Source organism: Pseudomonas sp. FP1740 (genome assembly GCF_030687165.1).
In the GTDB taxonomy this organism is placed as follows: Bacteria; Pseudomonadota; Gammaproteobacteria; order Pseudomonadales; family Pseudomonadaceae; genus Aquipseudomonas.
In genome coordinates this window covers 2,405,302-2,417,811 of record NZ_CP117461.1, presented here as the reverse complement: position 1 = coordinate 2,417,811, position 12,510 = coordinate 2,405,302, and the positions used below count along the sequence as shown (strand labels likewise).

Genomic DNA, 12,510 nt, shown 5'->3' with positions numbered 1-12,510 from the left:
CGTAATCCTTAGATAAGGACCGCTGATTACTTTTCAAGAGATTATTTTCAGATTTTTTTTCAAGCAGATTCAGGCGGCTTCAGACACCTGCAACCCCAGTAAACGCGAGACCTGATCCAGCTCGGTTTCACGACGCAGGACGCCGAACAACTCTACCGCTTCGGGATAATTACGGGTCAGCATTGCCAGCCACTGCTTCAGGCGACCCGGCGATTGGCGTGGTGTCATCTGGGCCTTGGCTTGCAGCCAGAAATCCTGAATCAGCGGCAGCAGCTCGGCCCAGGTCATCTCGACGACCTCCTCACCGGCGCGCGCCGCAGCGATCTGCCTTGCCAGGTCCGGACGCGATACCAAGCCACGACCGAGCATGATGTCTTCGACGCCGCTGATCTCGCGGCAACGGCGCCAGTCCTCGACGCTCCAGATGTCACCGTTGGCGAACACTGGCACCTTGACCACGTCTTGCACCCGCGGGATCCATTCCCAATGGGCTGGCGGCTTGTAGCCATCCGTTTTGGTCCGCGCGTGAACCACGATGTGCGCCGCGCCACCTTCGGCCAGGGCCGTGGCGCAAACCAGCGAGCCATCGGGACTGTCGAAGCCCAGGCGCATTTTGGCGGTTACTGGAATATGCGCTGGCACCGCGCGGCGGACATGTTCGACGATTTCATTGAGCAGCTCAGGCTCTTTGAGCAGAACGGCGCCACCGCGCGACTTATTGACGGTCTTGGCCGGGCAGCCGAAGTTCAGGTCGATGACTTCGGAACCCAATTCGCAGGCCAGTGCAGCGTTTTCCGCCAGACAAACCGGATCGGAGCCAAGCAGTTGCACCCGCAGCGGCACGCCGGAGGCGGTACGGGCGCCGGTCAGCAGTTCCGGGCCGAACTTGTGGTAGTAGGCAGGCGTGAGCAGCTGATCGTTGATCCGAATGAACTCGGTTACACACCAATCGATACCGCCCACACGGGTCAGCACGTCCCGCAGGATGTTGTCGACCAACCCCTCCATGGGCGCCAAAGCAATTTGCATGAAAAACACACTCGACGAAAAACGTGCGGCAGTTTACTGGTTTCGGCGTGCAGAAGGTATTTCGTCAGACCGGGCGCTGGCAAATGTGCGGACTGTGTCAGCTTGGAACTTGCAACGCCGGGCCGTAGCCCTCGATGAATTCCGCCGGCATGCGCTTGGGCTTGCCGGTCGACAGTTCGATGCACACGAACGTGGTCTGCGCCCGCAGCAACGTTGAGTTGTCACTGGGGCGGATCAGCTGGAAGTGTCGGGTCATTCTCAGGCGCTGATCCCAATCGACGATCCAGGTCGCCAGCTGCAGCTCATCGCCCTCGTACGCCGCCGCCAGGTAATCGATCTCGTGCCGCACCACCGCCATCGCCCGGTCCAGCCGCCGATACTCGACCAGGTCCAGACCCAGCCGCTGCGAGTGACGCCAGGCACAGCGCTCGAGCCAGGTCACGTACACCGCGTTGTTCGCGTGGCCCAACCCGTCGATGTCTTCGGCGCCCACTTCCAGATCAATGATAAACGGCGTTGCCCGATCCCAGCCCATGCCCCACTCCCGGTCAGATTATTTCGACCGGGGCAGTGTAACGGAAGCTCAGGCCGATTGGCGCGATTGCAGGCTGCGACCGGCCAGCAGCGAGAGCACGCCATCGATCACCCGCGGATCGGCCAGGACCCGCTGATGACCGCCCTCTTCCAGGCGCAACAAGCGACTGTCGAACCAGGCTTCGTGAATCAATTGGGACTCCTTGACCGAGACAAAGCTGTCGTCCTCGGCATGGACAATCAGGCCAGGCATGTCGAGCTGGTAGTGCGCGACATCCAGCGCAGCGGCGCGCATGCCGACGTCTTTTTCGACCTGACGAATGAACGCCGAACGGGCTTTGGGCGGCAGGCGTACATAGCGCGCAAAACCGTGCAGCACCCCAAGGATTCGCGCCGGGGCGGCGATCGAGACCAGGGTTTCGGTGCGCAAGCCCAACTGCACCGCGAGCATGGCGCTGGCGCCGCCCATCGAGTGACCGATTACCGCTTGCAGCGGCGGTAGTTCAGCAGCTGCTTCAAGCATCGCCCGGGCGAACAGCACCACATTGGCTTCGCGTCCAGGCGAGCGACCGTGAGCCGGGCCGTCCAGGGCGACCACGGTGTAACCGGCATCGACCAGCGCCGTGATCAGCGCGGCAAACTGCGTTGGCCGGCCTTCCCAGCCGTGCATCAACAGCACCGCCGGGCCTTGCCCCCAACGCAGCGCCGAGAGGCCGAAGCGCAAGGTGATCCGCTCGGATTTCGCCAGCAGCGGCAATTCCCAATCACGCGGCGGCAACTCCCGCGGGGTCATGAATGCCAGACGCATCTTGCTCGCCACCAGCTTCGGTGCGAACCAGCCCAAGGTGCCATTAACGCCACGAACCCAGCTCAACGTGTTCATCGCTCATCTCCTCAGGCTGGATGCCTTTAGGTCACAGCACCGCCGATTTGGCGGCGCGCAGCAATCGATCGGACAACTCTCCCGGCCCCAGCGCCCGCGCCAGCGCCAAACCACCCACCATCAAGGCGATGTCGGCCAAGACCTTGTCGATGTCTTCCGGGCTGGCTGCCAACTGCGCGACCATCAATTCAATATGTTCATTCAACGCCACACGAAATTCGTCCGGCAGACGGCCCAGTTCACTGATCGACGCTGGAACCGGGCATGCCTGCTCGGTGGAATCACGGTGTTTGCGCGACAGGTAGAACGCTGCGACCAACGCGCGACGCTCTTCGCCGGTCAACTCGGCATCCATGTCGGCGATCAAGTCACGACGATGGCTGAGCAGCTGCTTGAACGCTTCCAGCATCAACGCGTCCTTGCTCTCGAAGTGCGCGTAGAAACCGCCGACCGTCAGCCCGGCCGCGCCCATCACTTCACCCACGCTCGGCTCGGCCGGACCGCGCTGGATCAGCGCTGCACTGGCAGCCTTGAGGATGCGTTCGCGGGTTTGAGCTTTTTTATCGTTCATCGTTGCCTCCGAATATTACGACTAGAATATTATTCTCATAATAATTTTTCGCAAGTCGTGGATGTGACCGCTGGTCTGAAGAACAGTGTTGGGGAAAAAGGAGATTTGGCCAAACGCCAGACAAACAAAAGGGCCATTCAATAATTGAATGACCCTTAAAAATCCCGCAAAGCGGGTAATCGTGGCGTCCCCTAGGGGACTCGAACCCCTGTTACCGCCGTGAAAGGGCGGTGTCCTAGGCCACTAGACGAAGGGGACACAAACCCTTCTATACAACTGATCAGTGCTGAGAGCTGATCGATTCAAGGCCGGTGTGGCCAGACCTTGAACTGTAAAATTGGTGGAGCTAGACGGGATCGAACCGTCGACCTCTTGCATGCCATGCAAGCGCTCTCCCAGCTGAGCTATAGCCCCGGATTTTTCGCCTCGCGGCGGAGCGACATCTTGCAACATCGCTTCTGTAAAACTGGCGTCCCCTAGGGGACTCGAACCCCTGTTACCGCCGTGAAAGGGCGGTGTCCTAGGCCACTAGACGAAGGGGACGCAAACCCTTCTATACAACTGATCAACGCTGAGTGTTGATCGCTTCAAGGCCGGTGTGGCCAGACCTTGAAGTGTAAATTGGTGGAGCTAGACGGGATCGAACCGTCGACCTCTTGCATGCCATGCAAGCGCTCTCCCAGCTGAGCTATAGCCCCTCATCGCTGAGGACGGGGCGAATCTTAATGGCGCATCGGAAAGCTGTCAAACTTATTTTTCAAAAAATTTAAAATTTTTTGCCGACATAACAATCACTTACCGCCCTCCCCCCGTAAATTCGGGGGAAGCGCCGAAGATCAGGATCAAAAGATCGCGGCCTCCGGCAGTTCCTACAGAGTCAAACGCCGTCAGGCAATCGCGCCCAGAAGCTTTTCCCACTCTTTGTTTTCTTTCTTCGACACGCCGCCCAGCAGGTCAATGGCCTGGCGCAGACGGAAACGGGTCAGGTCCGGACCGAGGATTTCCATCGCATCGAGTACCGATACCGAACTGGCCTGCCCGGTGATCGCGGCAAACATCAGCGGCATGGCGTCACGCAGCTTCAGCTCCAGGGATTCGACCACCGCCTGAATCGTTGCGGTGATGCTGTCCTTCTCCCACTGACGCAGGCTTTCCAGCTTCCACAGGATCAATTGCATCAACTGACGAACCTGATCGCCCGAGAGCTTCTTGGATTCGAACAGTTTAGCGTCCGGATTCACCCCACCCGCGAAGAAGAAGCCGGCCAGCGGTGCGACCTGACTGAAGGTTTCAACCCGGCCCTGCACGTGTGGTGCGATTTTCATCATGTATTCAGGGTTCAGCGCCCACTTCTGCACGCGAGCGGCGAACTCTTCCACCGGCAGGTCACGCAGCCACTGACCGTTGAGCCACGACAGTTTCTCGATGTCGAAAATCGGCCCGCCAAGCGAGACGCGGCTCAAGTCGAAGTTGTCGACCATTTCCTGCAGGGAGAACTTCTCGCGCTCGTCCGGCATCGACCAGCCCATGCGGCCCAGGTAGTTGAGCATCGCTTCCGGCATGAAGCCCATGCGCTCGTAGAACGTCACCGAGGTCGGGTTCTTGCGCTTGGACAGTTTGCTCTTGTCCGGGTTACGCAACAGCGGCATGTAGCACAGCTGCGGCTGTTCCCAGCCGAAGTACTCGTACAGCAGGATCAGTTTCGGTGCCGAAGGCAGCCATTCTTCACCGCGCAGCACGTGGGTGATGCCCATCAGGTGGTCGTCGACCACGTTGGCCAGGAAGTACGTCGGCAGGCCGTCGGTCTTCATCAGCACTTGCATGTCCATGCGATCCCACGGGATCTCGACATCGCCACGCAGCATGTCCGGCACCACGCACACGCCTTCGGTCGGCACTTTCATGCGGATCACGTGGGGTTCGCCGGCAGCCAGGCGGCGCGCGACTTCTTCCTTGGACAGCAACAGCGCACGGCCATCGTAACGCGGGGTCTCACCGCGGGCCATTTGCTCGGCGCGCATCTGGTCCAGTTCTTCGGCGGTGCAGAAGCACGGGAAGGCATGGCCCATGTCGACCAGCTGCTGGCAGTACTTCTGGTAGATATCGCCGCGCTCACTCTGACGGTAAGGACCGTGCGGGCCGCCGACGTCCGGGCCTTCGCTCCAGTCGATACCCAACCAGCGCAGGGCGTCGAAAATCTGCTGTTCGGACTCGCGGGTCGAACGCAGTTGGTCGGTGTCTTCGATCCGCAGGATGAACTCACCGCCATGCTGCTTGGCAAAGCAGTAGTTGAACAAAGCGATGTAAGCGGTACCTACATGGGGGTCCCCGGTAGGCGATGGCGCGATGCGAGTGCGGACGGTGGTCATGGCATGTCTCAAAAAGAATGAAAAGCGAAGATCAAACAAGGGGCGAATGGTAACAGGCGATAGCCGCCCGGCTCCAGTGAGTGCGGGATTTAAGCGCTGCGGGAGCTGCCAAGGCTGCGATCTTTTGACTTTGCCTGTAAAAACAAGATCAAAAGGTCGCAGCCTTCGGCAGCTTCTACAGAGGGAGCGTCAAACCGCGATCAACCGCTCCCGCAGCTTGCCGATTTCGTCGCGCAGCTGCGCCGCGGCTTCGAATTCCAGGTCGCGGGCGAGCTGGTACATCTTCTCTTCCAGCTGACGAATGCGCTTGGTGATCTCGCTCGGCGAGCGCAATTCGGCTTCGTATTTGGCGCTTTCCTCGGCAGCCTTGGCCATGCCTTTGCGCTTCTTGCTGCGCGAACCCGGCACAGTCGCGCCTTCCATAATGTCGGCAACGTCCTTGAACACCCCTTTGGGCGTAATGCCGTTGGCCAGGTTGAAGGCGATCTGCTTGTCGCGACGACGCTCGGTTTCGCCGATTGCCCGCTCCATCGAGCCAGTAATCCGATCCGCATACAGAATCGCCCGGCCATTGAGGTTGCGTGCCGCCCGGCCAATGGTCTGGATCAGCGAGCGCTCGGAGCGCAGGAAGCCCTCCTTGTCCGCATCAAGAATCGCCACCAGCGAGACTTCCGGCATGTCCAGGCCTTCACGCAGCAGGTTGATCCCCACCAGCACATCGAAGGTGCCGAGGCGCAAGTCACGGATGATCTCGACCCGCTCCACAGTGTCGATGTCCGAGTGCAGATAACGCACGCGCACGCCGTGATCGGCCAGGTAATCGGTCAAATCCTCGGACATGCGCTTGGTCAGCGTGGTCACCAGCACCCGCTCTTCCAGGGCTACGCGCTTAGTGATTTCCGAGAGCAAGTCGTCGACCTGAGTCAGCGCCGGACGGATTTCGATCTGCGGGTCCACAAGGCCAGTCGGGCGCACCACTTGCTCGACCACGCGCCCTGCGTGCTCAGCCTCGTAATTGCCCGGCGTGGCCGAGACAAATATTGTCTGCGGGCTAATGCCTTCGAACTCGTCGAAACGCATTGGCCGGTTATCCAGCGCCGATGGCAGGCGGAAGCCATATTCCACCAGAGTTTCCTTACGGGACCGGTCGCCCTTATACATGGCACCGACCTGCGGCACGCTGACGTGGGATTCGTCGATCACCAGCAAGGCGTCGGCTGGCAGGTAGTCAAACAAGGTGGGCGGCGCCTCGCCGGATGCACGGCCCGACAGGTAGCGCGAGTAGTTTTCGATGCCGTTGCAGTAACCCAGCTCCAGAATCATCTCCAGGTCGAAACGAGTGCGTTGCTCCAAGCGTTGGGCTTCCACCAGTTTGTTGTTGGAACGCAGGTATTCCAGGCGCTCCTGCAACTCGACCTTGATCCCCTCGACAGCGTCGAGCAGGGTTTCCCGAGGCGTCACGTAGTGGCTCTTCGGATAGAAGGTGAAGCGCGGCAGCTTGCGGATGACTTCGCCCGTCAACGGATCAAAAGCAGACAGACTCTCCACCTCGTCATCGAACAGCTCGATGCGGATCGCCTCAAAATCGGATTCCGCCGGGTGGATATCAATCACATCGCCGCGCACCCGGAAAGTCGCCCGGGCGAAGTCCACGTCGTTGCGGGTGTATTGCAGGTCGGCCAGGCGACGCAACAGCGCACGCTGGTCGAGCTTGTCGCCGCGATCCACGTGCAACACCATCTTCAAATAGGTTTCCGGGCTGCCCAGACCGTAGATGCACGACACCGTGGTGACGATGATTGCGTCTTTGCGTTCCAGCAGCGCTTTGGTCGCGGACAGGCGCATCTGCTCGATGTGGTCGTTGATCGAGGCGTCCTTCTCGATGAAGGTGTCGGACGACGGCACATAAGCTTCGGGCTGGTAGTAGTCGTAATAGGAGACGAAGTATTCAACGGCGTTGTTCGGGAAGAACGCCTTGAACTCGCCGTACAACTGCGCAGCCAGGGTCTTGTTCGGCGCCAGCACCAGCGTCGGGCGCTGCACTTGGGCGATCACGTTGGCGATGCTGAAGGTCTTGCCCGAACCGGTCACACCGAGCAGCGTCTGGTGCGCCAGCCCGGCCTCGATGCCCTCGACCATCAGACGGATGGCTTCCGGCTGATCGCCGGCGGGCTCGAAGCGGGTGACTAGCTGGAATTCAGACATACATACCTCTGGTTCACTCTTGCCCGGTTAAGCCGGACAGGAACGAGAAAGACCGCAAACGACCGATGTCGCCCGAGGAAAAAACTGGATTGTGCTCAATGTGGAGCCGATTGCCATCCCTTTCAAGGCAAACGTCCTACATCGGGTAAAACCTTTGACGACGCCACTCGACCAACGATCGAAAAATAATTGGAAAAACTTACCGTAAAAGCCGAATCGCCTGTCGCCATCAATCGCTGATGGCCTCTATACTAGCTCCCCGTTTGTGCACCGCTCTAGTGCATTCGGCTGGAGCGCGACACGTCCCTCCACACTCCATTCAGAGCCGCCGCAATAATGAGCCTGTTCTCCGCTGTCGAAATGGCACCACGCGATCCAATCCTGGGCCTCAACGAAGCATTCAATGCCGATACCCGTACCACCAAGGTCAACCTGGGGGTCGGTGTTTACTGCGACGAGCAAGGGCGAATTCCTCTCCTGCGCGCCGTTGTCGAAGCCGAGACGATACGCGCCGCTCAACACGTTTCCCGTGGTTACTTGCCGATCGACGGCATCGCCGCCTACGACCAGGCCGTGCAGAAACTGCTGTTCGGCAATGATTCGCCACTGATCGCTGCTGGCCGGGTCATCACCACCCAGGCCGTCGGCGGTACTGGCGCGCTGAAAATCGGTGCCGATTTCCTCAAGCAACTGCTGCCGAACGCCGTCGTGGCGATCAGCGACCCGAGCTGGGAAAACCACCGCGCACTGTTCGAAACCGCCGGTTTCCCAGTGCAGAACTATCGCTACTATGACGCCGCCACCCACGACGTTAACCGCGCCGGCCTGCTGGAAGACCTGAACGCCCTGCCGTCCGGCTCCATCGTTGTGCTGCACGCTTGCTGCCACAACCCGACTGGCGTCGACTTGAGCCCGGCGGACTGGAAAAACGTGCTGGACGTGGTGAAAGCCAAAGGTCACGTTCCATTCCTCGACATGGCCTACCAGGGCTTTGGCGACGGTATCGATGAAGACGCTGCCGCTGTGCGCCTGTTCGCCGAATCGGACCTGACCTTCTTCGTTTCCAGCTCGTTCTCCAAATCCTTCTCGCTGTACGGCGAGCGCGTTGGCGCCCTGTCGATCGTCAGCGAATCGAAAGAAGAAAGCGCGCGCGTGCTGTCGCAAGTCAAACGCGTGATCCGCACCAACTACTCCAACCCGCCGACCCACGGTGCAAGCATCGTCGCCGCTGTGCTGAACAGCCCGGTATTGCGTGCCCAGTGGGAAGAAGAACTGGCAGAAATGCGTCTGCGGATTCGCGGCATGCGCACCCAGATGGTCGACCTGCTGGCGAAAAACGCTCCACAGCGCGATTTCAGCTTCGTCGGTCGCCAGCGCGGCATGTTCTCCTACTCCGGCCTGACGGTTGAGCAAGTGACCCGTCTGCGCAACGAGTTCGGCATCTACGCCCTGGACACCGGCCGCATCTGCGTTGCCGCGCTGAACCAGAGCAACATCGACGCCGTGACCAAGGCCATCGTTCAGGTGATCTGAGTCGTCGCGTGACATGAAAACGGGAAGCCAAAATGGCTTCCCGTTTTTTATTGGCCTCAGATAAATCTCAAAGCAGCCGCTGCGCCCTTTAAACTCCCACAGGCTTTATGTACACCCGAGAATTCTTGCGAGAACCCCACATGAAAAACGACGACCTACGCGCCGACCGCGACGAGCTGGACCACTTCGTGCCCCGCTCCTCGGCCAAACGCGGTAATAACCTGGTGCTGCAAGTGGCCGCGGGCGTGTTCCTTGGCGGCCTGGCCTTGTGGCTGGTGCAACTGGCCGCCACGATGCTGTATGCCAAGCTGATGCTCGGCACCATCACTTTTGGCGGTTAGGCCAATTCGCTCGCACGCTGGCTGGCCGCGTCGTCATAGGCGACATAAAGCGACTCGGCCACCTGGCTTTTGATCGCCTTGGTGCTTTCCAGGCCCAGGACAAACCCTTCGGCCTTGCCGCCTGCGCGGTTCAGATCGTCAGCGGTGCTGGCCTGAGTAATGGCGTCGAACAGTTTCTCGGCGTGCGGGCCGACACCTTTGGGCAGGCTGATCTGAGCGATGCTCATGGGAACACCCCACTGTTTCGGGGTGTGAAGGCTAGGTGATTCATGGCGCGTACCTTTTCGGCTGAGGGCCGGCAGCGCGTGTCACCACTTCCGGGCAGCCATGGTAGACCTCTCCCGCGCTTCTGGTAACCGCCGATGGCCGATAAACCTCCCTCTGATCCGATGAAAACATCAAATTGCCAACAGAGGCTTGACTTCTCTTTTTGAATCAGTAACATACACGCCATTCCGCGATAGCTCAGTTGGTAGAGCAAGTGACTGTTAATCACTGGGTCCCTGGTTCGAGTCCAGGTCGTGGAGCCAGACAGCAAAATCGAAAAGCCCCTGAATCGAAAGGTTCAGGGGCTTTTTTGTGCTTGCCATAAAGTCAAAAGATCGCAGACCGCAATCTTTTGACTATCTATCTTTAGACATGCTCACTGCTTTTCGCATGCACCGCCCGTAAATCGGCGTGCCCATGGTCCATCTCCACCACCGGAATCTCATTCCCGTCGCAGTCGCGCAGTTTACCTTCGCTGAAGTAATCCCCTTCCCGCAGCGCCGCCAGGTCTTGATAACGCAAGACCCGCTCGGTACCGGCGGCAAACACCGATTGCTGGTCCGAGTTGCCGGCCGTGAGGTGGTTGAAGGTCAGGTTCAGCACGATGGCCATGATCGCCGAGGAGCTGATGCCCGAGTGGAAGATCGTCGAGAACCAGCTGGGAAAGTGGTCGTAGAAGTTCGGGGCGGCGATGGGGATCATGCCGAAACCGATGGAAGTGGCGACGATGATCAGGTTGACGTTGTTGCGGTAGTCGACCTTGGACAGTGTCCGAATGCCGCTGGCGGCGACGGTACCGAACAACACGATGCCGGCGCCGCCGAGCACCGAGGTCGGCACGGCGGCGATGACCCGGCCCATGAATGGCAGCAATCCGAGCACCACCAGAAACACACCACCCGTGGCCACCACGAAGCGGCTCTTGATCCCGGTCACCGCCACCAGTCCGACGTTCTGGGCGAAGGCGCTTTGAGTGAAGGAGCCGAAGATTGGCGCGATCATGCTCGACAGCATATCGGCGCGCAGGCCATTGCCCAGGCGTTTGGAGTCGACCTTGGTGCCGATGATTTCACCAACGGCAAGGATGTCGGCCGAGGTTTCCACCAGGGTCACCATGATCACGATGCACATCGACAGAATCGCGGCGAAGTGGAAGGTCGGCATGCCGAAATGGAACGGCGCCGGAAAGCCGAACATCGGCCCTTGGGTAACGGACGAGAAATCCGCCATGCCGAGGAACACAGCGATGACCGTGCCGATAACCATCGCCAGGAGGATCGACAAACGGGAAATGGTCGCGCTGCCGATCTTGCTCAATAGCAACACCAGCACCAGCGTCACCGCCGCCAGACCGATGTTCGCCATGCTGCCGAAATCCGGCGCATGGCTGTTGCCACCCATGGCCCAGCGCGCGGCCACCGGCATCAGCGTCAAGCCGATAGTGGTGATCACAATGCCGGTCACCAGCGGTGGAAAGAACTTGGTAATCCTTGAGAACACCGGCGTGATCAGCAAACCGATCAACGACGCGGCAATCACCGCCCCGAGAATTGACTGAAAGCCGCCCTCCCCGCCACTGCTGACAATCGCGACCATGGTCGCAACGCCGGAGAACGACACGCCCTGCACCAGCGGCAACTGACAGCCGAAAAACGGCAAACCCAGGGTTTGCAGCAATGTCGCCAGCCCCCCTGCAAACAATGAAGCAGCAATCAACAAACCGATGTCCGCCGGCGAGAGCCCGGCCGCCTGACCGATGATCAAAGGCACCGCGACGATACCGCCGTACATGGTCAGAACGTGTTGCAGGCCATAAGCCATATTCGCGCCGATCCCAAGGTTTTCGTCCTCGGGCCGTTGGTGTGAAACATGGGGCGTTTTCATGGTTGGGGGATTCCCTGGTTTTTGTTATGCGCACACTGTATTCAATACTCAGGACAAATGTCCATAGAGTTGTATACAACCAGCCAGTCAGATTATGGACACTTGTCCACGCCACCCTTTGGCCATAGCGCCTCCAGCCCCAAACGTCTTGAAATACATCCCTGCGCCCCTATCCCTCCTCACCGCTAATCTTTTGCTTTCCAAGCGACCGCCGACACGGACGCCTCCTCGCTTATACATATAAAGTATGCATAATGAAGTCATTCGAAATTCAGTATCACAGGGCAAAGAACGCGGCCAACAAACTAAAACATCAAGGCATCAGCCTCGCAGAGACAGAACCGGTGTTTTATGACGAACGAGCCCTGACTTTTCAGGACGACCATCATGATGAGCAGCGGTGGATCATCATGGGGCTGGATGCCAAAGGTCGCTTGCCGGTCGTTGCGTACACCTATCGCGACCCGAATTTCGTGCGAATCATTTCCGCACGCGTCGCCACTATTTGGAGGCTTGAACGATGAGAGACGAATACGACTTCAGCAACGCCAAGCGTGGAGCAATTGCCACAAGCAAAGGCAAGACCCGAATCACCATCATGCTCGACGATGTCGTCATAGAGGCTGCACGCGCTCTGGCAGAAAACGAGGGATATGGCTACCAGACTGTGATCAACAATACTTTGCGCCAGGTGTTGCTCAGCGATAAAGACAAAGTGGCGAAGCCCGATCAGAGCACCACTGGAGCAAACGTCGGGCATTTCAAAAAAGGCATAACCGCCTCGGAGCTGAAAAGCCTGGAGAAAAAATTGTCGGAGGCCCTCAGCGAAATCCATCGCGTGATGGAGCTTGAAGTTCGTTCCTAGGCACAAACCGCTTGAGTCGGCCAAATAAA

12 protein-coding genes and 5 tRNA genes are annotated in these 12,510 nt (G+C 59.2%); 5 read left to right on the top strand and 12 right to left on the bottom strand.

Annotation, left to right across the window (positions count from 1 at the left end):
* Nucleotides 1–69 precede the first annotated feature (69 nt).
* From PSH69_RS10915 to uvrB, 10 genes are all read right to left on the bottom strand, one after another.
* Complete coding sequence (locus PSH69_RS10915) at nucleotides 70–1,029, bottom strand: tRNA-dihydrouridine synthase (protein WP_064616984.1); 960 nt, start codon at nucleotides 1,027–1,029, stop codon at nucleotides 70–72.
* A gap of 97 nt (nucleotides 1,030–1,126) precedes the next feature.
* The gene (locus PSH69_RS10910) at nucleotides 1,127–1,564 is read right to left on the bottom strand and encodes a thioesterase family protein (RefSeq protein WP_305411993.1); all 438 of its coding nucleotides are present in this window, start codon (nucleotides 1,562–1,564) and stop codon (nucleotides 1,127–1,129) included.
* Between the two features lie 48 nt (nucleotides 1,565–1,612).
* Nucleotides 1,613–2,446, bottom strand: a complete 834-nt coding sequence (locus tag PSH69_RS10905) for an alpha/beta fold hydrolase (RefSeq protein ID WP_305411992.1) — start codon at nucleotides 2,444–2,446, stop codon at nucleotides 1,613–1,615.
* A 31-nt stretch (nucleotides 2,447–2,477) separates the two neighbouring features.
* Nucleotides 2,478–3,017: a TetR/AcrR family transcriptional regulator gene (locus tag PSH69_RS10900; protein ID WP_019582113.1), complete on the bottom strand. Its 540-nt coding sequence runs from the start codon at nucleotides 3,015–3,017 to the stop codon at nucleotides 2,478–2,480.
* Between the two features lie 182 nt (nucleotides 3,018–3,199).
* Nucleotides 3,200–3,275: transfer RNA gene (locus PSH69_RS10895), tRNA-Glu, on the bottom strand.
* An 80-nt stretch (nucleotides 3,276–3,355) separates the two neighbouring features.
* Nucleotides 3,356–3,431 (bottom strand) — tRNA-Ala (locus PSH69_RS10890).
* A gap of 53 nt (nucleotides 3,432–3,484) precedes the next feature.
* Nucleotides 3,485–3,560: transfer RNA gene (locus PSH69_RS10885), tRNA-Glu, on the bottom strand.
* Nucleotides 3,561–3,639: 79 nt separating this feature from the next.
* Nucleotides 3,640–3,715 (bottom strand) — tRNA-Ala (locus tag PSH69_RS10880).
* Between the two features lie 189 nt (nucleotides 3,716–3,904).
* Nucleotides 3,905–5,386 (bottom strand): glutamate--tRNA ligase, encoded by a 1,482-nt coding sequence (gene gltX / locus PSH69_RS10875; protein ID WP_018928106.1) that lies wholly within the window; start codon nucleotides 5,384–5,386, stop codon nucleotides 3,905–3,907.
* A 189-nt stretch (nucleotides 5,387–5,575) separates the two neighbouring features.
* Nucleotides 5,576–7,591, bottom strand: a complete 2,016-nt coding sequence (gene uvrB, locus PSH69_RS10870; RefSeq protein WP_019582112.1) for an excinuclease ABC subunit UvrB — start codon at nucleotides 7,589–7,591, stop codon at nucleotides 5,576–5,578.
* Between the two features lie 336 nt (nucleotides 7,592–7,927).
* Between uvrB and PSH69_RS10865 the strand changes: the two genes are divergently transcribed.
* Together PSH69_RS10865 and PSH69_RS10860 are read left to right on the top strand one after the other, a co-directional pair.
* Nucleotides 7,928–9,124: an amino acid aminotransferase gene (locus PSH69_RS10865; RefSeq protein WP_305411991.1), complete on the top strand. Its 1,197-nt coding sequence runs from the start codon at nucleotides 7,928–7,930 to the stop codon at nucleotides 9,122–9,124.
* Between the two features lie 140 nt (nucleotides 9,125–9,264).
* Complete coding sequence (locus PSH69_RS10860; protein ID WP_007935214.1) at nucleotides 9,265–9,465, top strand: hypothetical protein; 201 nt, start codon at nucleotides 9,265–9,267, stop codon at nucleotides 9,463–9,465.
* Here the strand turns inward: PSH69_RS10860 and PSH69_RS10855 are convergent.
* Nucleotides 9,462–9,692, bottom strand: a complete 231-nt coding sequence (locus PSH69_RS10855) for a hypothetical protein (protein WP_105346689.1) — start codon at nucleotides 9,690–9,692, stop codon at nucleotides 9,462–9,464. The genes PSH69_RS10860 and PSH69_RS10855 overlap by 4 nt on opposite strands.
* 227 nt (nucleotides 9,693–9,919) lie before the next feature.
* Here PSH69_RS10855 and PSH69_RS10850 point away from each other — a divergent pair.
* Nucleotides 9,920–9,995, top strand: a tRNA-Asn gene (locus tag PSH69_RS10850).
* A 103-nt stretch (nucleotides 9,996–10,098) separates the two neighbouring features.
* Here the strand turns inward: PSH69_RS10850 and PSH69_RS10845 are convergent.
* On the bottom strand, nucleotides 10,099–11,616 hold the full coding sequence (locus PSH69_RS10845; protein ID WP_305411990.1) for a nucleobase:cation symporter-2 family protein: 1,518 nt from the start codon (nucleotides 11,614–11,616) through the stop codon (nucleotides 10,099–10,101).
* A 254-nt stretch (nucleotides 11,617–11,870) separates the two neighbouring features.
* Between PSH69_RS10845 and PSH69_RS10840 the strand changes: the two genes are divergently transcribed.
* Nucleotides 11,871–12,140, top strand: coding sequence for a BrnT family toxin (locus tag PSH69_RS10840; protein WP_305411989.1), 270 nt, complete (start codon nucleotides 11,871–11,873; stop codon nucleotides 12,138–12,140).
* Nucleotides 12,137–12,481 (top strand): BrnA antitoxin family protein, encoded by a 345-nt coding sequence (locus PSH69_RS10835; protein ID WP_305411987.1) that lies wholly within the window; start codon nucleotides 12,137–12,139, stop codon nucleotides 12,479–12,481. The genes PSH69_RS10840 and PSH69_RS10835 overlap by 4 nt, the downstream gene beginning before the upstream one ends.
* Nucleotides 12,482–12,510: the final 29 nt, after the last annotated feature.